Source organism: Burkholderia glumae LMG 2196 = ATCC 33617, from assembly GCF_000960995.1.
Classification (GTDB): Bacteria; Pseudomonadota; Gammaproteobacteria; order Burkholderiales; family Burkholderiaceae; genus Burkholderia; species Burkholderia glumae.
In genome coordinates this window covers 1,795,966-1,814,308 of record NZ_CP009435.1, presented here as the reverse complement: position 1 = coordinate 1,814,308, position 18,343 = coordinate 1,795,966, and the positions used below count along the sequence as shown (strand labels likewise).

General features: G+C 69.2%; 18 protein-coding genes. 5 read left to right on the top strand and 13 right to left on the bottom strand.

Translation table 11 applies throughout. From position 1 onward, the window contains the following. Positions 1 to 286 precede the first annotated feature (286 nt). Genes KS03_RS20785 through KS03_RS20775 form a run of 3 tightly spaced genes read left to right on the top strand, consistent with a single transcriptional unit; the run spans position 287 to position 4,658 of the window. A complete protein-coding gene (locus KS03_RS20785) occupies positions 287 to 1,111 on the top strand; it encodes an ABC transporter permease (protein WP_012734814.1) in 825 nt (274 codons plus the stop codon). Next, the gene (locus tag KS03_RS20780) at positions 1,101 to 2,537 is read left to right on the top strand and encodes an ABC transporter ATP-binding protein (protein WP_012734813.1); all 1,437 of its coding nucleotides are present in this window, start codon (positions 1,101 to 1,103) and stop codon (positions 2,535 to 2,537) included. Before KS03_RS20785 ends, KS03_RS20780 begins: the two co-directional genes overlap by 11 nt. A gap of 42 nt (positions 2,538 to 2,579) precedes the next feature. After that, positions 2,580 to 4,658 carry a glycosyltransferase family 2 protein gene (locus tag KS03_RS20775; protein ID WP_080942765.1) on the top strand — a complete coding sequence of 693 codons (2,079 nt, stop codon included), beginning with the start codon at positions 2,580 to 2,582 and terminating at the stop codon, positions 4,656 to 4,658. Positions 4,659 to 4,697: 39 nt separating this feature from the next. Here the strand turns inward: KS03_RS20775 and KS03_RS20770 are convergent, their stop codons facing one another. Genes KS03_RS20770 through rfbB form a run of 5 tightly spaced genes read right to left on the bottom strand, consistent with a single transcriptional unit; the run spans position 4,698 to position 9,012 of the window. Then, positions 4,698 to 5,624, bottom strand: a complete 927-nt coding sequence (locus KS03_RS20770; RefSeq protein WP_012734811.1) for a glycosyltransferase family 2 protein — start codon at positions 5,622 to 5,624, stop codon at positions 4,698 to 4,700. After that, positions 5,603 to 6,508 (bottom strand): dTDP-4-dehydrorhamnose reductase, encoded by a 906-nt coding sequence (rfbD, locus tag KS03_RS20765; RefSeq protein ID WP_012734810.1) that lies wholly within the window; start codon positions 6,506 to 6,508, stop codon positions 5,603 to 5,605. The genes KS03_RS20770 and rfbD overlap by 22 nt, the downstream gene beginning before the upstream one ends. A 2-nt stretch (positions 6,509 to 6,510) precedes the next feature. Beyond that, positions 6,511 to 7,062: a dTDP-4-dehydrorhamnose 3,5-epimerase gene (gene rfbC / locus KS03_RS20760; protein WP_012734809.1), complete on the bottom strand. Its 552-nt coding sequence runs from the start codon at positions 7,060 to 7,062 to the stop codon at positions 6,511 to 6,513. Next, positions 7,047 to 7,940 (bottom strand): glucose-1-phosphate thymidylyltransferase RfbA, encoded by an 894-nt coding sequence (rfbA, locus tag KS03_RS20755; RefSeq protein ID WP_012734808.1) that lies wholly within the window; start codon positions 7,938 to 7,940, stop codon positions 7,047 to 7,049. The genes rfbC and rfbA overlap by 16 nt, the downstream gene beginning before the upstream one ends. Positions 7,941 to 7,950: 10 nt before the next feature. Beyond that, the gene (rfbB, locus tag KS03_RS20750; protein WP_012734807.1) at positions 7,951 to 9,012 is read right to left on the bottom strand and encodes a dTDP-glucose 4,6-dehydratase; all 1,062 of its coding nucleotides are present in this window, start codon (positions 9,010 to 9,012) and stop codon (positions 7,951 to 7,953) included. Between the two features lie 402 nt (positions 9,013 to 9,414). On the opposite strand from rfbB, the gene KS03_RS20745 reads away from it, so the two are divergent. Then, entirely contained in the window at positions 9,415 to 10,266 is an 852-nt protein-coding gene (locus tag KS03_RS20745; protein WP_039202945.1) for a symmetrical bis(5'-nucleosyl)-tetraphosphatase, read from the top strand. Between the two features lie 59 nt (positions 10,267 to 10,325). Here the strand turns inward: KS03_RS20745 and KS03_RS20740 are convergent, their stop codons facing one another. The 8 genes from KS03_RS20740 to KS03_RS20705 all read right to left on the bottom strand — a co-directional run bounded on the left by KS03_RS20740 (position 10,326) and on the right by KS03_RS20705 (position 17,122). Next, a complete protein-coding gene (locus KS03_RS20740; protein WP_012734805.1) occupies positions 10,326 to 11,189 on the bottom strand; it encodes a lysophospholipid acyltransferase family protein in 864 nt (287 codons plus the stop codon). A gap of 13 nt (positions 11,190 to 11,202) precedes the next feature. Next, a complete protein-coding gene (locus KS03_RS20735) occupies positions 11,203 to 12,480 on the bottom strand; it encodes a dihydroorotase (RefSeq protein ID WP_012734804.1) in 1,278 nt (425 codons plus the stop codon). 70 nt (positions 12,481 to 12,550) lie between these two features. Next, positions 12,551 to 13,582, bottom strand: a complete 1,032-nt coding sequence (locus KS03_RS20730; RefSeq protein WP_012734803.1) for an aspartate carbamoyltransferase catalytic subunit — start codon at positions 13,580 to 13,582, stop codon at positions 12,551 to 12,553. An 82-nt stretch (positions 13,583 to 13,664) separates the two neighbouring features. Continuing rightward, on the bottom strand, positions 13,665 to 14,183 hold the full coding sequence (gene pyrR / locus KS03_RS20725) for a bifunctional pyr operon transcriptional regulator/uracil phosphoribosyltransferase PyrR (protein WP_012734802.1): 519 nt from the start codon (positions 14,181 to 14,183) through the stop codon (positions 13,665 to 13,667). Beyond that, a complete protein-coding gene (gene ruvX / locus KS03_RS20720; protein WP_012734801.1) occupies positions 14,170 to 14,628 on the bottom strand; it encodes a Holliday junction resolvase RuvX in 459 nt (152 codons plus the stop codon). Before ruvX ends, pyrR begins: the two co-directional genes overlap by 14 nt. Continuing rightward, positions 14,625 to 15,203, bottom strand: a complete 579-nt coding sequence (locus KS03_RS20715; protein WP_012734800.1) for a YqgE/AlgH family protein — start codon at positions 15,201 to 15,203, stop codon at positions 14,625 to 14,627. The genes ruvX and KS03_RS20715 overlap by 4 nt, the downstream gene beginning before the upstream one ends. Positions 15,204 to 15,545: 342 nt before the next feature. After that, positions 15,546 to 16,832, bottom strand: a complete 1,287-nt coding sequence (locus tag KS03_RS20710) for a hypothetical protein (protein ID WP_012734799.1) — start codon at positions 16,830 to 16,832, stop codon at positions 15,546 to 15,548. A 119-nt stretch (positions 16,833 to 16,951) separates the two neighbouring features. Next, on the bottom strand, positions 16,952 to 17,122 hold the full coding sequence (locus KS03_RS20705) for a rubredoxin (protein WP_006400971.1): 171 nt from the start codon (positions 17,120 to 17,122) through the stop codon (positions 16,952 to 16,954). Positions 17,123 to 17,448: 326 nt separating this feature from the next. Between KS03_RS20705 and thiD the strand changes: the two genes are divergently transcribed. After that, complete coding sequence (gene thiD / locus KS03_RS20700; protein ID WP_012734798.1) at positions 17,449 to 18,312, top strand: bifunctional hydroxymethylpyrimidine kinase/phosphomethylpyrimidine kinase; 864 nt, start codon at positions 17,449 to 17,451, stop codon at positions 18,310 to 18,312. Positions 18,313 to 18,343: the final 31 nt, after the last annotated feature.

Genomic DNA, 18,343 nt, shown 5'->3' with positions numbered 1-18,343 from the left:
TACCGGCCGAAGCTTGCCGAGCATGGCGCACGACGGTGGGCGCTGCCGATTCACTCGTAATATTTACACTTCGACACACTTCGAGCCGGCCGCGCCATCCATGAGAAGCCGAGCGCCGCGCCTCGTATGACATAATCTCGATCCAAACGCGCCCGACCACAATCCAAATCGCCATGGCGCTCCCGACTCCCGGACCCTGGCCCTTTCGATCGCGCGATCGCACCGGCGTCCATTTCCGCGTCCGGCATACTCGCGCCGCGGCGGGCTACATACATCACACGAAATTATGCAAAGTTTCAGCACGTCGCCGCGGGCGCTCGCCGCGTCGTTGATCCGGAATCGCCGCTTGTTGCTGGACCTCGCCCGCCGCGACGCCGTCGGCCGCTATCGGGGTTCGATGCTCGGCATCTTCTGGTCGCTGCTGACCCCGCTGCTCATGTTGAGCGTCTATACCTTCGTGTTCAGCGAGGTGTTCAAGTCGCGCTGGGGCGGTGCCTCCCCGTCGGCCTCGAAAGGCGAATTCGCGGTGGTGCTGTTCGCCGGCATGATCATGTTCAACCTGTTCTCCGAGTGCATCAACCGTGCGCCCGCGCAGATCCTCTCGCACACCAATTTCGTCAAGAAGATCGTCTTCCCGCTCGAAATCCTGCCTTGCGTGACGCTGCTGTCCGGGCTGTTCCACCTTGGCGTGAGCACGCTGATCCTGCTGCTCGCGGAGTGGCTGATCCTTGGCCACGTGCCGCTCACCGCGCTGCTGCTGCCGTTCGTGCTCGCACCGCTTTGCGTGTTCATCATGGGCCTGAGCTGGCTGCTGGCCGCCACCGGCGTCTACCTGCGCGACATCGGTCAGACCATCGGCATCGCGATCACCGCACTGATGTTCCTCTCACCGGTGTTCTTTCCGGTCTCGTCGCTGCCGGTGCGCTTCCAGAAGCTCGTCTACCTGAATCCGATGACCTACCCGATCGAGCAGAGCCGCGACGTGCTGGTGTGGGGTAATCCGGTCGACTGGAGCCGCTGGGGCGTGTATTCGGCAATGGCCGCCGTGGTCGCGTGGCTCGGCTTCGCCTGGTTTCAGAAGATGCGCCGAGGTTTCGCCGATGTCATCTGAGCACGCCGCCTCGCACCAGGCCGGCGAGGTCGCGATTCGCGTGGCGGGCGTCGCCAAGGGCTTCGAATCGTATCGCCAGCCCGCCGACCGCCTCAAGCGCAGCCTCTACTCGCTGCTGGCCAGGCTCGCCCCGCTGCCCGCGCTGCGCCGCCACTGGCGGGCCAGGGCTCAGGACAGCGTGCGCATGTTCTGGGCGCTGCGCGAGGTGGATTTCGAGGTCGCGCGCGGCGAGACGATTGGCATCATAGGCCGCAACGGCTCGGGTAAGAGCACGCTGCTGCAGATCGTCTGCGGCACGCTCGCGCCGAGCCAGGGCGAGGTCCGCACGCAGGGCCGGATCGCCGCGCTGCTCGAGCTGGGCTCGGGCTTCGACATCGAATACAGCGGGCGCGAGAACATCTACATCAACGCGCAGCTGCACGGCCTGTCGCGCGACGAAATCACCGCGCGCCTCGACGCCATCATCGCGTTCGCCGACATCGGCGAGTTCATCGACCAGCCGGTCAAGACCTATTCGAGCGGGATGTTCGTGCGCCTGGCGTTCGCGGTGATCGCGCACGTCGATGCCGACATCCTCGTGATCGACGAGGCGCTCGCCGTCGGCGACGCCTTCTTCACGCAAAAGTGCATGCGCTTTCTGCGCGGTTTCCAGCAGCACGGCACGGTGCTGTTCGTGAGCCACGATTCCGCCGCCGTGCGCAGCCTTTGCGATCGCGCGATCTGGCTCGATCGAGGCCGCCTGCGCGAAAGCGGCAGTTCGAAGACGGTCTGCACCCACTATTTCGAGGCGTACTATCGGCAACAACAGGGCGACGGCGTCGCCTGGGGCGAGCGGGTCCGCCACGCGCGGCGCGAGCGCGGCGACCTGCGCGCACGGCCGGCGGTCGACCAGCGCGAGGCATTCCCGAGCGCCACCGCGCCCGTCATGCCTCGGCTCGGCGGCGTCGGGATCGATCCGCAAGCGCTGCCGGCCGCGCGCGAGCGCGCGCTGATCGAGGAGGTCGCATTACTCGGTGCGGCGGGCGCGCCGCTCGCGTGGATCACCGGCGGCGAGGCCGTCACGCTGCGCATCACGCTGCGCGATCCCGGCGGCCCCAAGCCGCCCTGCGCCGGCTTTATCGTCAAGGACCGCCTCGGCCAGGCGATTTTCGGCGACGACACCGCATTCTCGCCGCCCACGGGTGCGGTCGCGGCGGGCGGAGCGTGGCGCGCCGAATTCCGCTTCGCGATGCCGCTGCTGCCACCTGGCGACTACGCCGTCACCGCCTACGTGCTGGGTGCCGACGGTGCCACGTCGCGGGTGGTGGACTGCCTGCACGATGCATGCATCGTCAGGTCCGAATCCGCACATCTGGCGGCCGGCCTCGCCGGCACGCCGATGACACGCATCACGCTGAGCGTGGGCGAACCGGCCGACGAGGCCTGAGTCCGCCGCGCGCCCGGCTCCGAGCCCCTTTCCGGCCCCGTCATGATCCACACCCCGCCGCCCGACGACGCTCCGCCTCCGCCCGCCGCCTCGCCCTCGTCGCCCTCGTCGCCCTCGTCGCCCTCGTCGCCCTCGTCGCCCTCGTCGCCCTCGTCGCCCTCGTCGCCCTCGTCGCCCTCGTCGCCCTCCGCCGCACCTGGCGCGTCCGGAACGGCCATACCGCGTGGCAAGCTGCGCCGGATCACTGCGATCCTGCCGCTCGCGATCGACGCGGCGCGCCGCCTGGCCGCCGGGCACGGTGGCTACCGCGCAGCGCTCGTCCACTGCGTGCGCACCGTGCGTCGCGAGGGCATCGGCGGCTTCGTCAACCGCCTGACTCGTCTGCCGCATGCGGCGCGCTACGGCGACTGGGTGGCACGTCACGACACATTCGGCGCGACCGAGCGCGCCGCTGCACTCGACCTGCTGGCGAGCCTGCCAAGGCTGCCGCGCTTTTCGATCGTGGTGCCGACCTACAACAGCGACATCGCGCTGCTAGACGCGATGATCGCCTCGATCCAGGCACAGGTGTACCCGCATTGGGAGCTGTGCATCGCCGACGACGCGTCGCCCTCGCCCGAAGTGCGCCGCGCGCTGGACGCGCACTGCGAACGCGACGCGCGGATCCACGTGATCCACCGTGACACCAACGGCCACATCTCCGAGGCGAGCAACAGCGCGCTATCGCTCGCGACGGGAGAGTTCGTCGTGCTCGTCGATCACGACGACCTGCTGCCGCCGCATGCGCTGCTGGTGGTCGCGCGCTACGTCAACCGCCATCCTCGCGCGCGGCTCTTCTACAGCGACGAGGACAAGCTCGACGCGCGCGGCGAGCGCACCACCCCCTACTTCAAGCCGGACTGGAACCCGCTGCTGTTTCATTCGCAGAACCTGTTCTCGCATCTGGGTGTGTTCGACACCGCCCTGATCCGCGAGGCGGGCGGCTTCCGCAAGGGCCTGGAGGGCAGCCAGGACTACGATCTCACGCTGCGCTGCGTCGAGATCGCCGGACACGACAGCGTGGTTCACATTCCGCACGTGCTCTACCATTGGCGCATGGTGCCCGGCAGCACGGCCGGCGGTCGCGCGGCCAAGCCGTACGCGCAGACCGCGGCACGCCGGGCGCTCGCCGAGCATCTGCAGCGCACCGGCCTGCACGCCGCGACGATCGAAGACACGCACCCCGAGACGGGCATCTGGCGCGTGCGCTATCCGCTGCCGCAGCCGGCCCCGCTGGTGTCGATCATCGTGCCGACGCGCGACGGCCTCGCGCTGTTGCGCCATTGCCTCGACGGCTTGCTGCGCGTCACGCGCTATCCGGCCTACGAGGTGATCGTGGTCGACAACGGCAGTGTCGAGCCGCAGACGCTGGCCTATCTGGCGCAGCTCGCGCAGCGGCCGAACGTGCGCGTGCTGCGCGACGACTCGCCGTTCAACTTTTCGGCACTGAACAACCGTGCCGCAGCACTGGCGCGCGGCAGCTACCTGTGTCTGCTCAACAACGACACCGAGGTACTGGACGGCGGCTGGCTCGACGAGCTGGTATCGGTAGCCGCGCTACCCGGCATCGGCGCGGTGGGCGCCGCGCTGCGCTATCCGGACGGACGGCTGCAGCACGGCGGCGTGCTGCTCGGCCTGAATGGCGTGGCGGGCCACATGCACCACCTGCTGCATCGCGGCGAGCTGGGCTACATGGCCCGCGCGGTGTCGGTGCAGAACGTGTCGGCCGTCACGGCCGCCTGCCTGTTGGTGCGCAAGACCATCTACGAGGAAGTGGGCGGCCTGGACGAATCGCTGCGCGTCGCGTTCAACGACGTGGATTTCTGCCTGAAAATCCGTGAGGCCGGCTACCGCAATGCCTGGACGCCGTTCGCCGAGCTCATGCATCACGAATCGGCGAGCCGCGGCTCGGACATGCTGCCGGAAAAGCGCGCTCGCTTCGCCGCCGAGGCACAGTGGATGGAGAACCGCTGGGGAGAGGCCCTGCGCCGCGATCCGGCCTACAACCCCAATCTCTCGCTGGCAGGCGACGTGCCGCCGTTCTCGTTCGCCGAGCCGCCGCGCCTCGGCATGCTCGACTGACACTCGCGCCCGGGCCGCCGGCTGTGCCGAGCCGCAGCCTCAACGCGGCCGGTACGGGCCGAGTCGTCCCAACAGACCGTCGATGGCCCCGCGACATGCCATGCGCAGGTGTTCGCGGCGACGCTCGGGCAACAGGCAATAGATGACGATGCGCACCGGCAGCTTGACCAGTTCGGCGCTTTTCCAGCTCAACGGCATCGAAGCACGCGCGGCCAGCGCGACGACATTGCGGAACTGGTAGTAGTGGCGGATCGGCCCGTGCATCGGATAGTTGCGGCCGAACACCCGCACCGGTTCGCCGCCGAGTTGGTGGCTAAGCCGCAGCCACGGCACGCCTATCACGCGAAAGCCGGCGCGCTTGGCCCGCACGCACCATTCGAGATCGACGAAGTCGATGAACAGCGCCGCGTCCATGGGACCGATCGCGTGCCAGTGGCGCAGGTTGATGCACGAGCCCGAGGTGATCAGGAAGTCGACGTCGATCGGCCGGTCGCCCGTGGGCGCGACGCGCCGGAAGCGACCCCAGCCGAACCGCACGAACGGTGCGACACCGCGCAGACGGATGTCCTCGTAGGCAGGGCCGGCGACTGCCACCGGCCGGCCCGCTGCCTCGGCCGCCGTGATCGCCGCCGGCAAGCCGGTGAGCAATTCCGGCGCCGGCTTGCTGTCCTGGTCGAACAGCAGCGCCATCGCGAACCCCTTGGCAATCAGCACCTCGACGCCCTGATTCAGCGCGATGGCGATGCCGACGTTCTCCGCGTTGGGCAGATAGTCGATGGCGGGATCGAGGCCGAGCGCGACCGCGCTGGTCGGCCCCGGCGTATTGTCCACCACCACGCAATGCAGCGCGGCCGCCAGGCGGTTGGCGCGCGCCACGCAGTCGGCATCGGGATGGTAGAAGACAACGACCGCGCCGACGCCTGCCGCGGCCGGCGGCACCGCACTCAATCGGCCGCCGTCATGCATAGGCGCAGCGCTTCGCGCCAATGTGGTACGGTCAGCCCGAAGGTCCGTTCGAGCTTGTCCATCGACAGCCGCGAATTCGACGGGCGCGCCGCCGGGGTCGGATACGACGCGGCCGGAATCGGCCGCACGGCAGGCCGGCGCTCACCGCCCGCCTGCTCGAAAATCGCCTCGGCAAAGCCGTGCCAGGAAGTCTCGCCGCCGGCTGCCAGATGGAAAACGCCTGAATGGGCAGCCCACCAATCGTCGGCCGAGACGCCGGGCGAAACCGACTGCGCGAGAATCGCCGCCGTCAGCTCGGCGATCGTGCGCGACCAGGTGGGCGCACCGATCTGGTCGGCCACCACGTTCAGTTCGCTGCGCTCGGCGCCGAGACGCAACATCGTCCTGAGGAAATTGCGCCCGCGCATGCCATAGACCCAGCTGGTGCGCAGGATCAGGTGCCGGCAGCCCGAGGCCGCGATGGCCTGCTCGCCCTCGAGCTTGGTGCGGCCGTAGACATTGCGCGGCCCGGTGGGGTCGGTTTCGGCATAACGCGCCTCGCCCTCGCCGGCATAGACGTAATCGGTCGAATAATGCACCAGCGCGGCCCCCGCGCGCCTGGCTTCCTCGGCAAACACGGCCGGCGCATCGACGTTCAGGCACGTCGCGCCCGCCACATCGGTTTCCGCCTGATCGACGGCCGTATAGGCGGCCGGATTGACAACCAATGCCGGCACGAGCTCGCGCATCACACGACGAATCGCATCAGGATCGGCGAGATCGAGCGCCTGGCGATCGAGCGCCACGACGCGCCCGAGCCCTTGCAGGCTGCGCGCGAGTTCGTGGCCGACCTGGCCGTTCACGCCCGTCAGCAGGATGGTACGGGAGGCATGCATCATCGACATCCTCAGGCGTAGACTTCGGCCTGCGCGAAGCGCGTACCGGCCGCATCCTTGGCGGCCAGCTTCGGCTCGAAGTCGATCGGCCATTCGATGCCGATCTCGGGATCGTTCCAGATGATGCTGCGTTCGAACTCCGGATACCAGTAATCGGTCGTCTTGTAGAGAAACTGCGCGGTCTCCGACAGCACCACGAAACCGTGCGCGAAGCCGGGCGGCACCCACATTTGCAGGTGATTCTCGCCGGACAGCTCCGCGCCCACCCATTTGCCGAAATTCGGGGAGTGCTTGCGGATATCGACGGCGACATCGAACACCGAACCCTCGACCACGCGCACCAGCTTGCCCTGCGCATGCTCGATCTGATAGTGCAGGCCGCGCAGGACGCCACGGGCGGAGCGCGAATGATTGTCCTGCACGAACTCGACGCCTTCGCACACGCTCGCCGCGAACTCGCGCGCGGTGAAGCTCTCGTAGAAGAACCCGCGCGCGTCGCCGAACACCTTCGGCTCGATGAGCTTGACTTCGGGAAGCGCCGTGGCGGTTACCTGGATGGCCATACCACTTGATCCATGAGAAGGTTTTTGAGATAGCGGCCGTAGCCGTTCTTCGCGAGCGGCTCGGCCAGTCGCGTCAGTTGCTCGGCGTCGATCCACTGCCTGCGATAGGCGATTTCTTCAGGACACGCCACCATCAGCCCCTGGCGCTTCTGCAGCGTGGCGATGAAGGTCGCGGCCTCGATCAGCGAGTCATGCGTGCCGGTGTCGAGCCACGCGTAGCCGCGTCCCATGATCTCGACGTCGAGCGCGTCGTCTTCGAGATAGCGCGAGTTCACGTCGGTGATTTCCAGCTCGCCGCGCGCGGACGGCTTGATGTCGGCGGCAATGTCGCACACGCGGTTGTCGTAGAAGTACAGCCCGGTCACGGCATAGTTCGAGCGCGGCTTGGCGGGCTTTTCCTCGATCGACAACGCGCGGAACGACGCGTCGAACTCGACCACGCCGTAGCGTTCCGGGTCCTGAACGTGATAGGCGAACACCGTCGCGCCGCTCTGCTGGGCGTTGGCCCGCTCGAGCTGCCCGGCGAGATCGTGGCCGTAGAAAATGTTGTCACCGAGAATCAGCGTCGACGGATCGCGGCCGATGAACTCGCGGCCGATGATGAACGCCTGCGCGAGCCCGTCCGGAGACGGCTGCACCGCGTAGGAAATGTTCATGCCCCACTGCGCGCCGTCGCCGAGCATGGCCTCGAAGCGCGGCGTGTCCTGCGGCGTCGAGATGATCAGCACGTCGCGGATTCCCGCGATCATCAGCGTCGACAGCGGATAGTAGATCATCGGCTTGTCGTACACCGGCAGCAGCTGCTTCGACACCGCATGCGTGATCGGGTACAGACGGGTGCCGGAACCGCCGGCCAGAATGATGCCCTTGCGTGCCATCTCGCCTCCGTCACGCGCGCCGCGCGTAGTTCATCTCGACCCAGTTACGATATTCGCCCGAGGCAACCTCGGCGGCCCACGGCTGGTTATCGAGATACCAGCGCACCGTCTTTTCCATGCCGGTCTCGAAAGTCTCGGCCGGCTTCCAGCCCAGCTCTCGCTCGAGCTTGCGCGCGTCGATCGCGTAGCGGCGGTCGTGGCCGGGGCGATCGGTGACGAACGTCACCTGCTCGCGGTACGAGCCGGCCGCCTTCGGGCGCAGCGTGTCGAGCAGGTCGCACAGCACGTGGACCACGTCGAGGTTCTTCTTTTCGTTCCAGCCGCCCACGTTGTAAGTTTCGCCGGGCACGCCGCGCGCGAGCACCTCGCGGATCGCCGAGCAGTGGTCGCCCACGTAGAGCCAGTCGCGCACGTTCTGTCCGTCGCCGTACACGGGCAGCGGCTTGCCGGCCAGCGCGTTGGCGATCATCAGCGGAATCAGCTTTTCGGGGAACTGGTAGGGGCCGTAGTTGTTCGAGCAGTTGGTGGTCAGCACCGGCAGCCCGTAGGTGTGGAAATAGGCGCGCACCAGATGGTCCGAACCTGCCTTGGTGGCCGAATAGGGGCTGTTCGGCGCATACGGCGTGGTTTCGGAGAACTGCGGGTCGCTCGCCGACAGCGAGCCGAACACCTCGTCGGTAGAGACGTGCAGGAAGCGGAACGCGGCCTTCGCGTCGGCCTCGAGCGTGTTCCAGTACTGGCGCGCCGCTTCGAGCAGCGTGAAGGTACCGACCACGTTGGTCTGCACGAACTCGGCCGGGCCGTGGATCGAGCGATCCACGTGGCTTTCCGCGGCGAAATGCAGGATCGCGCGCGGGCGGTGCTCGGCCAGCAGCGCGTCGATCGCCGCACGATCACAGATATCGACGCGGGCGAAGACGTGGGCCGGATTGCCCTGCAGAGATTTCAGCGTGCCGAGATTGCCCGCATACGTGAGCTTGTCGACATTCAGCACTGCCTCGCCGGATTGCGCGAGCCAGTCCAGCACGAAATTGGCGCCGATAAAACCGGCGCCGCCCGTCACCAAGATCATTGGATCCCTTTTTATCGAAATACGATTCGGCTGGACGCCCCCGTCGTCGGCTGGCGCCACGACACTCCCGCAATGTGGGTCAGTGAATCGCAAAGGTTCGGTTGTTCTGCAGCCTGGCCGGCCGATCGAGCCGTCCTTGCGGCACGCTTGGCAACACACGTCGCATGATGGCCCCCCGCAGGCACGCAATTATAAGGCCTGTCTACTGCAAAAGGCAGGCCTCTAACATCTTGCAACGGCTTGACAAGCGGCCGAAGACGTGAATTTTCACGCCATTTTTCTCACAAAATGAAACGCTTCGCGCCAGTTCGGCGCTCGCCCGTCCCCCCAGGGATGGGCGGATCAAGCTGTGTTACCGTGTGCCGCAGTTCGTGAAGCAACGTCAAATCACACCTCACGCCAATGACCCAAGCACCCGGCCCGTCCGTTCCGATCGCGTTCGGCGACCTTCAGGGTTGTCACGCGCCGTTTCGTCAATTGCTGTCCCGCCTGTCCCCGTCGGCCGACCGGCCGCTCTGGTTCGCGGGAGATCTGGTCAACCGCGGCCCCGCCTCGCTCGCCACGCTGCGCGAGGTGATCGCGCTCGGCGAGCGCCGCGTGGCCGTGCTCGGCAATCACGACCTGCACCTGCTGGCGGTCTCGGCCGGCATCCGGCAACTCAAGCCCGGCGACACGATCGGCGAGATCCTCGAGGCGCCCGACGCGCCGGACCTGCTCGACTGGGTCCGCCGCCGGCCGTTCGTCCACTTCGAGGGCGGCAAGCTGATGCTGCACGCGGGCCTGCTGCCGCAATGGGATCTGACGCTCACGCTCGAACTCGCCGACGAGCTGCAGCGCGCGCTGCAGGCACCGGACTGGCGCGACACGCTGCGGGCGCTGTATGGCAACGAGCCCAACCAGTGGCGCGACGGCCTGACCAAGACCGAACGCCTGCGCGTGGCGTTCAACGCGTTCACGCGGCTGCGCTTCTGCACGCCGGACGGCGCCATGGAGTTCCGCGCCAACGGCGGCCCCGACGCGGCGCCGGACGGCCATCTGCCGTGGTTCGAGGCGCCCGGGCGGCGCAGCGCCGAGCTGACCGTGGTGTTCGGCCACTGGGCCGCGCTCGGGCTGATGCTGCGCGACAACCTGGTCGCGCTCGATTCGGGTTGCGTGTGGGGAAACCGCTTGTCGGCCGTCGAACTCGCCGACGAGCCGGCCGCACGCCGCGTCACGCAGGTGGGCTGCGAGGGCTGCGGCGCCGGCGGAGACTGAGCGGACGGCGCGGTCCGCCACCGCGGCAGCGTCAGGCGCCGCCGCCGGCCCCGCCGCCTTCAGGCATCATGGCGTGCGGCGGGCTCGGCTTCGACGCGGGCCGGCTCGGCATCATGCGTCGCCGCATCGGGCTGCGGCTCCGCGAGCTCGTCCACGGCGAGCCGCGCGAGCGCCTCGGCGGTCGGCCGGCCCGCGTTGGCCTGCATGCCGGCCAGCGCCGCGCAGACCGCCTCGCGCGCGCGCGCCGCCAGCTCGCGCCGGTCGCCGGCCTCGAGCGGCGTGCCGACGTAGAGATGCGCGACGAGCGGCGCGTCGCGCAGCACGCGCCCGAGCGAGGTGCCGAGCGACATCTTGCCGGTGTAGGCAGGTGCCACCGACTGCCGGCCCTGGGCATCCTCGTACATGATGCAAAGCGGCTGCACCGGGCGCCCCGCCTCGACCGCGGCCTGGAACATGTTCGAATGGAACGGCAGCACGTCGAGCCCGTTCGAGGTGGTGCCCTCGGGGAACACGCACATCAGCTCGCCGCCCTTCAGCCGCTCGGCCAGCTCGTGCATGATCCGCTTCGCCTCGCTGCGCTTCTCGCGCTGCAGGAAGATGGTGCCGAGCTTCTCGGCGAGCCAGCCGACCACCGGCCACTGGCGCACCTCGGCCTTCGAGACGAAGGGCGTGGGCCGCCAGGCGTTGATCACGTAGATGTCGAGCCAGGAGACGTGGTTGCCGATCACGAGCGCGCCGGCATCGAGCCGCGCCTCGTCGTGATGAACGACGAGGCGCATCCCGCAGAGGCGCAGCATCTTCAGGGTCCAGCGGCGCGTCAGCTCCTGCCGCCGCGCCGGCGTGGCCCGGCCGAAATGCAGGGCGATGGTCGCCATTCCGCGCAACAGGTGCAGGATCAGGCGCAGCTTGCGCAACAGGTTCACGATGCGCCCCCGCTCAGCGACGTTCGAAGGCGAGCTGGCCGGCGACGATCGTCACGCGCACCTGGGCGGGCAGCTCGTAGCCGAGGAACGGCGAGTTGTGGCCCTGGCTCTTCAGCGCGCGCGGCTCCACCTGCCAGTGCGCGGCCGGATCGAATACCACCAGGTCGGCCACCGCGCCCGGCGCGAGGCGCCCGGCCGGCAGCTTCAGCACGTCGGCCGGCGCCGAGGTGATGCGGCTCAGCGCCTGCGCGAGCGGCAGGTTCGCTTCGTTGGCCCACTTCACCGTCAACGACAGCAGCAGTTCGAGGCCGGTGGCGCCCGGCGTCGCCTCGGCGAACGGCAGCAGCTTTTCATCGTCGTCCACCGGCGTGTGGTCCGAGCAGATCGCGTCGATCGTGCCGTCGGCCACCCCGGCGCGGATCGCTTCGCGGTCGCGCTCGGCGCGCAGCGGCGGATCGAGCCGGAACTGCGCGTCGAAGTAGCCGATGTCGACGTCGATCAGGTGCAGGTGGTTCGCGCTGACGTCGCAGCTCACCGCCAGCCCTTCGGCTTTCGCCTCGCGCACCAGCGCGATGCCGGCCGCCGACGACAGCCGTGCGACGTGGACCCGCGCGCCCGTCACGCGCATCAGCTCGAACAGCGTGTGCAGCGCGATCGTCTCGGCCGACACCGGCACGCCCGACAGCCCGAGCCGCGACGCGACCGCGCCGCTCGCGGCCACCCCGCCCTTGGCGAGGAACGCGTCGAGCGGGCGCAGCCAGACCGTGAAGCCGTAGGTGCTCGCGTACTGCAGTGCGCGCAGCAGCACCTGCGTGTCGCGGATCGGCACGTTGGCCTGCGTGAAGCCGATGCAGCCCGACTCGGTCAGCTCGACCATCTCGGTGATCACCTCGCCCCTGAGCCCCACCGTCAGCGCGCCGAGCGGATAGACGTGGGCCTGGTGCAGCTTGCTCGCGCGAAACTTGAGCATCTCGACGAGGCCCGGCTCGTCGAGCACGGGATCGGTATCGGGCGGGCAGACCAGGCTCGTCACGCCGCCCGCCACCGCCGCGGCCATCTCGGACTCGAGCGTGGCGCGGTGCTCGTTGCCGGGCTCGCGCAGCCGCGCGGAGAGATCGACGAGACCGGGCGCGACCACCAGCCCGGCGGCGTCGATCGTCTTCGCCGCGTGGAAATCGGCCGGCGCCGCCCCGATCGCGGCGACCTTGCCGGCCGCGAGATAGACGTCGGCCGTTTGCTGCGTGCCGGCGGCCGGATCGACCAGCGTGCCGCCCTTGATATGAATCTTCATGCGCTGCCTGTGAATGCGTTGGATGCGTTGAGTTCGATGGCCGGGCGACGTATGCCGCCCAGCGCCGCGATCAGTCGCTGGTGCCGGCGACGATGCCCATCACGGCCATGCGCACCGCGATGCCGAAGGTGACCTGGTTCAGGATCACCGACTGCGGGCCGTCGGCCACCTGCGAGTCGATCTCGACGCCGCGGTTCATCGGCCCCGGGTGCATCACGATCGCATCGGGCGCGGCCAGCGCGAGCCGCTCGGGCGTGAGCCCCCAGCTCTTGAAATACTCCTGCGCCGAAGGCAGCAGCGCGCCGCTCATGCGCTCGTTCTGCAGGCGCAGCATGATGATGACATCGACGCCCTTCAGGCCTTCGTCGAGATTGTGGAAGACCTTGACGCCCATCTGCTCGAGGCCGCCCGGCAGCAGCGTGCGCGGGCCGATCGCGCGCACCTCGGGCACCCCGAGCGTGGTCAGCGCGTGGATGTCCGAGCGCGCCACGCGCGAGTGCAGGATGTCGCCGACGATCGCCACGCGCAGCTTCGTGAAGTCGCGCTTGTAGTGGCGGATCGTGTACATGTCGAGCAGCCCCTGGGTGGGATGCGCGTGGCGGCCGTCGCCGGCGTTGATCACGTGCACGTGCGGCGCACAATGCTCGGCGATCAGGTAAGGCGCGCCGCTCGAGGCATGACGCACCACGAACAGGTCGGCGTGCATCGCGGAAAGGTTGTTGATGGTATCGAGCAGCGATTCGCCCTTGCTCGTCGATGATGCGTTGATGTTCAGGTTCAGCACGTCGGCCGACAGGCGCGTGGCGGCGATCTCGAAGGTGGTGCGGGTGCGCGTCGAGTTCTCGAAGAACAGGTTGAACACCGACTTGCCGCGCAGCAGCGGCACCTTCTTCACCTCGCGGTCGGTCACGCTGACGAAGCGGTCCGCGGTATCGAGGATGTGCGTGACGATCGAGCGCGGCAGGCCCTCGATCGACAGCAGGTGCTTGAGCTCGCCGTTCTTGGTGAGCTGGGGGTTGCCCTTCAGGAAACCGTAGCGAAAGCGCTCGGTGGACGCGGCCGCGGCGGGGGTGCCGGCGCGGCCGGAGGTGTCGGTCGTCATGGTGTGCGTGATTCCAGCGTGTTGCCAGGTAGCTGGCGCCCGTGCACGGCTTCGCCTGCCGCGGGCGCCGGATGAGGCGCGCTCAGTGCGGGCTCGCCTCGAGATCGAACGTGAAGCGCAGCGCCGCGTCGCGCGTGAGCACGAGCGTCGCGTCGGCCGGCACGTCGAGCGTGCCGCCCACGAAGCGCGCCGCCACCGGCAGCTCGCGACCGCCGCGGTCGGCCAGCGCCGCGAGCTCGACGGCGGCCGGACGGCCATAGTCGTAGAGCTCGTTGAGCGCGGCGCGCACGGTGCGGCCGGTGTAGAGCACGTCGTCAACGAGCAGGATGCGGCGGCCCTCGACCTCGAACGGCAGCGAGGTCGGACTGGCCTGGCTGTGCAGGCCCTTCTTGGCGTAGTCGTCGCGATGCAGCGCGACGTTGACGACGCCGAAGCCCGGCGCGTTCAGGTCGCGCGCGAGGCGCTCGGCGAGCCAGGCGCCGCCGCTGTGAATGCCGGCGATCGCCGGGCCGTCGGGCGCCGCGAACGCGGCTTGGCCCCAGGCGTCGCGAATCTGGTCGAGCAGCACGCGATAGAGCGCTTCGGCGTCAATGGAACTCATGATGATCGGACAACTGGTCGAGATGGGTTTGAAGGATCACGCGGGCCGCTTCGGCATCGACGGCCGCGGCGGCGCCTCTTGCGGCACCTCTCGCGCCGCGCTCGCGCAACTGGGCGCGCGCCTCGACCGACGAATAGCGCTCGTCGATCCAGCTGACGGGCAGGCTGAAGCGGCCGTTCAACTGGTTGCCGAAGCGCCTCGCCTGCTGCGTCATCTCGTGCGGCGTGCCGTCCGGATGCAGCGGCAGGCCGACCACCAGCGCGTCGGGACGCCATTCGGCGATCAGCTCGCCGATTGCCTTGAAGCGATGGTCGCGATTCAGATTGGCGACGATGACGAGCGCGCGAGCCGTGCGCGTGAGCGTGTTGCCGACCGCCACGCCGATCCGCTTCTCGCCGTAGTCGAACGCGAGCAGCGTCGCCTCGCGCGCGTTCGAACCGCTCATGCGTGGCCCGCCTCGCCGGAAAGCATCGTCGAGGACACGCCGAGCAGGCCGAGCGCGGCTTCGAAGCGCTCCTCGGCCGGCGTGTCGAACACGATGCGCGGGTCGGCCGCCACGGTCAGCCAGCCGTTCTTCGAGATTTCATCCTCGAGCTGGCCGGCGCCCCAGCCGGCATGGCCGAGCGTCAACAGGAAGCGTTTCGGGCCGCTGCCCGAGGCGACCGCCTCGAGCACGTCCTTCGACGTCGTCATCTCGAGCCCGCCCTCTACCGTCATCGACGAACTGTAGGTGCTGCCCTCCACCGGCTCGTGCAGCACGAAGCCGCGCTCGGTCTGCACCGGGCCGCCGAAATAGACGGGAATGTGCAGCAGCGGCTCGATCTCGAGCTTGAGGTCGATGCGGTTGAACAGCGATTCGAGGTCGATGTCGGTGGGACGGTTGATGACGAGGCCGAGCGCGCCGCGCTCGCTGTGATCGCAAAGATAGACCACCGTCCCGGCGAACGTCGGATCGGCCATGCTGGGCATGGCGATCAGGAACTGGTTGGTGAGATTGATGCGATCGGAACTCTTTGACATGGTTTGAATTTTAGCAAAGACCGCGCGGTAGCAGCCGGCGCCATGTCATCCGGCGCCGCCCGCCGCGAGGGTCGATATGACGGATCACGTCGCACTCTATCACGCGTTCGGGGACGACCGGCATGCCCGCCGCGCGGCAACGGCGTCGCGGCGCGCGGCAGCACCGCGTTACAAAAAGCCCGTTGGCGGCGATGCCGCCGAATCGGTCACCCAATCGGTCGCCAATCGGCGAAAACACCCCGCAATCCGTCGATCCGGCCGCTTCGCGCCCAGCGCGGCGGGGCCGGCCCTCGGTGGCGCGCCCGCCACAGGACATAAGGGGGACAAGACGGTGAACGGCGCTCAGGCGGCCTCGAGCGCCGCGCCCAGTGCCTCGCGCGCGGCCGCCAGATCGGGCGGCGCCACGCCGGCCGCGATCTTGTAGAGCGCCGCGCGCAGTGCGTCGGAGCCGGCCGCGAGCGCCGCGCCGCCGTCGCCCGGCGGCTCGCCGTGGGTGATGCGGCGCCAGCCGAGCCCGACCGCGTCGGCCAGCAGCGCCGTCTGGCCGAGCCCGAGCGCGGCCGCGGCAGTGCCGACCCGATAGGCCGCGGCCGACGCGCGCCAGGCCCGCGTCGCGTCGGCCGCGGCCGGATCGCTTGCCAGCTCGGCCATCGACGCGTCGGCGGTCTGCAGGAAATCTTCGTAGGCATGGCCGTTGACGGTCACCACGCCGAGTTGGCGGATCGCCGCGGCATCGCGCAGCGCGTCGGCCTCCCAGAGCATCTTCGATGCCTGCGAGCCGGCCGTTTGCCAGTCCACCGTGAGGCCGTAGTCGTTCAACAACTCGACCTCGGCGGCGTCCTCGGCCGCCGCGCCGTACAGGGCGAGATCGCGCCAGACCAGCGCGAGCGTCTCGCGCACGAGGGCCACGTCGGCCACGCGCACGCCGTTGGCCTGCTCGCGCAATTGCAGGTTGCCGCGCGCGAGCCAGCGCCGCAGTTCGGCCCCCGGCGTGCCGCGCAGCGCGCGCAGGCAGGCGCGGGCCAGCCGCCAATAATCATAGGGATCGCCGCCGGCGAGCGCGGCGAGGCAGGCGTCGAGCGCATCGAGCGCGGCCGCGGGCGGCGCGTCGGGCTCGCGCAGCACCATCAGCAGCGCCGCCTCGTAGACGGCGCGCAGATGCGCCAACCGGTCGGCAGGCAGCGCGTCGAGCCGCGCGGGCGGCACCGGGCGGCCGGCCAGCGCCAGTGCGTCGAACGGCACCTCGCGCGCGGCGCGGGCGCCTGCGGGCTCGGCCGAGGCGCACGATGCGCGGTAATGCGCGTGCAGCAGCGGCGAACAGGCGAGCTCGCGCAGGTTGCGGCGCGCCACGGCCCAACGGAAGTCGCGCAGGGCCTCGCGCCACGGCAGGCGCTGCGCGCCATCAGCGTCGGTCGTCACGGACGCGGCGGCCAACGCCAGCGCATAACGCTGCGCGGCCAGCCAGCCCGCGTCGCCCAAGGCTGCCGCGCCGGCCCGCAGCAGCCGCGCGGGCGCCTCGCCCGACGCGGTGCTGGCCTCGGCCAGCGCCGCCTCGACGAGCAGCACCGCACCGCCTCGGGGATTCGGCAGTGCCTCGGGGATCGGCACGGCGGCCGGGGACATCGTCATGGGCTCGCAATCATCGACGCGAATACGAAAATGCCGCGCGGCCGGAGCCGTGCGGCATACCGCCGGGCCAGCGTCGCGTCAGGCACGCCGGCCCGCGGCCGAAAGACGGCGCGGATCGCTCAGATCTGAACCATCTCGAAGTCTTCCTTGCGCGCGCCGCATTCCGGACAGGTCCAGTTGATCGGCACGTCTTCCCAGCGCGTACCCGGGGCGATGCCTTCGTCCGGCAACCCCGCCTCTTCGTCGTAAATCCAGCCGCAGATCAGGCACATCCAGCTCTTGTATTCCATCGTTCGCCGTGCAAGGGATAGCGTTGTTTGAGAGCCGTGATGGTAACGTGCGAAGGGCCGCGCTGCCTAGCACCGAGATGCGGCCCGGGAACGGTCGGGCCGGGACGGCGCGACCGCTGCGCGCGCATCGATCCCGCCCGGGCGGCACGGCCCGCGCGCCGCCGATGGCCGGGCGAGGCCGCCGTAGGCGCCCGGCCCGGCAAGGCCGCCGCGGGTTATATCTCATTAAAAAAACCGTTTCACGCGCAGCTTTCCCACGCATAATGACCGGCAAGGCACGCCCGCGTGGTGCGCCGCCCGCTCGTTATCTCTTTCCCCGATTTTTCATGTCCAGCAACGCCCCCCCGATCGTCCTCACATTCGGCCTGTCCGATCCCACCGGCGGCTCCGGCCTGCAGGCGGACCTGCTGACACTGGCGAGCATGGGTTGCCACGGCGCGTCGGTGCTGACGGGTTATACGATCCGCGATTCGGCGTCCTGCGACGAGGTCACCGGCCTCGACCCCGATGCCGTGGTCGCGCAGGCCCGCATGCTGCTCGAGGACATGCCCGTGGCCGCCTTCAAGATCGGCGCGACCGCGCGTGCCGAGGTGGTCAGTGCGATCGCCGAGGTGGTGGCCGACTACGACGGCGTGCCGCTCGTGCTGGCGCCAGACTTCACGCTCGACGACGAGCACGTGCTGGCCGCCGACGACCTGCGTGAATCGATCGCGGACCTGCTCGCGCCGCAGACCACGCTGCTGGTGGCCGATCACGCCACGCTGATCGCGCTCGCCCAGCCCGACGGCGACGCGGAGGCGCCGAATCTCGACGCGGCGATCGCGCATCTGCTCTCGCAGGGCTGCGAATACATCCTCGCGACCGAAACCGGCTCGCACCGGCTCGTCAACACGCTGTACGGCGAAGAGGGGCAGATCCGCCAGGACTTGTGGGAGCGCACGCCGCACCGGCTGATGGGCGTGACCGACACCCTCGGCACCGCGATCGCGGCGCTGCTGGCCAACGGCCAGGAGCCGCCCGAGGCCGTGCGCGAAGCGCAGGAATACCTCTATCAGGCCGCCCGCGACGCGTTCCGGCCCGGCATGGGCGCCTGGGTGCCCGACCGCTTCTTCTGGGCGCGCAGCAACGACGATGCGCCGGCCGCGCCGGCCGCACCCGCCACCCCGCCGTTCGGCGCATCACGCCACTGACGGGCCGCCGGCCGGCCGCGTTTCCGGCGTC

Coding starts and splice junctions, on each gene's coding strand:
- KS03_RS20785 (WP_012734814.1), top strand. CDS start 287: ATGCAAAGTTTCAGCACGTCGCCGCGGGCGCTCGCCGCGTCGTTGATC.
- KS03_RS20780 (WP_012734813.1), top strand. CDS start 1,101: ATGTCATCTGAGCACGCCGCCTCGCACCAGGCCGGCGAGGTCGCGATT.
- KS03_RS20775 (WP_080942765.1), top strand. CDS start 2,580: ATGATCCACACCCCGCCGCCCGACGACGCTCCGCCTCCGCCCGCCGCC.
- KS03_RS20770 (WP_012734811.1), bottom strand. CDS start 5,624: ATGCATGACGGCGGCCGATTGAGTGCGGTGCCGCCGGCCGCGGCAGGC.
- rfbD (WP_012734810.1), bottom strand. CDS start 6,508: ATGTCGATGATGCATGCCTCCCGTACCATCCTGCTGACGGGCGTGAAC.
- rfbC (WP_012734809.1), bottom strand. CDS start 7,062: ATGGCCATCCAGGTAACCGCCACGGCGCTTCCCGAAGTCAAGCTCATC.
- rfbA (WP_012734808.1), bottom strand. CDS start 7,940: ATGGCACGCAAGGGCATCATTCTGGCCGGCGGTTCCGGCACCCGTCTG.
- rfbB (WP_012734807.1), bottom strand. CDS start 9,012: ATGATCTTGGTGACGGGCGGCGCCGGTTTTATCGGCGCCAATTTCGTG.
- KS03_RS20745 (WP_039202945.1), top strand. CDS start 9,415: ATGACCCAAGCACCCGGCCCGTCCGTTCCGATCGCGTTCGGCGACCTT.
- KS03_RS20735 (WP_012734804.1), bottom strand. CDS start 12,480: ATGAAGATTCATATCAAGGGCGGCACGCTGGTCGATCCGGCCGCCGGC.
- KS03_RS20730 (WP_012734803.1), bottom strand. CDS start 13,582: ATGACGACCGACACCTCCGGCCGCGCCGGCACCCCCGCCGCGGCCGCG.
- pyrR (WP_012734802.1), bottom strand. CDS start 14,183: ATGAGTTCCATTGACGCCGAAGCGCTCTATCGCGTGCTGCTCGACCAG.
- ruvX (WP_012734801.1), bottom strand. CDS start 14,628: ATGAGCGGTTCGAACGCGCGCGAGGCGACGCTGCTCGCGTTCGACTAC.
- KS03_RS20715 (WP_012734800.1), bottom strand. CDS start 15,203: ATGTCAAAGAGTTCCGATCGCATCAATCTCACCAACCAGTTCCTGATC.
- KS03_RS20710 (WP_012734799.1), bottom strand. CDS start 16,832: ATGACGATGTCCCCGGCCGCCGTGCCGATCCCCGAGGCACTGCCGAAT.
- KS03_RS20705 (WP_006400971.1), bottom strand. CDS start 17,122: ATGGAATACAAGAGCTGGATGTGCCTGATCTGCGGCTGGATTTACGAC.
- thiD (WP_012734798.1), top strand. CDS start 17,449: ATGTCCAGCAACGCCCCCCCGATCGTCCTCACATTCGGCCTGTCCGAT.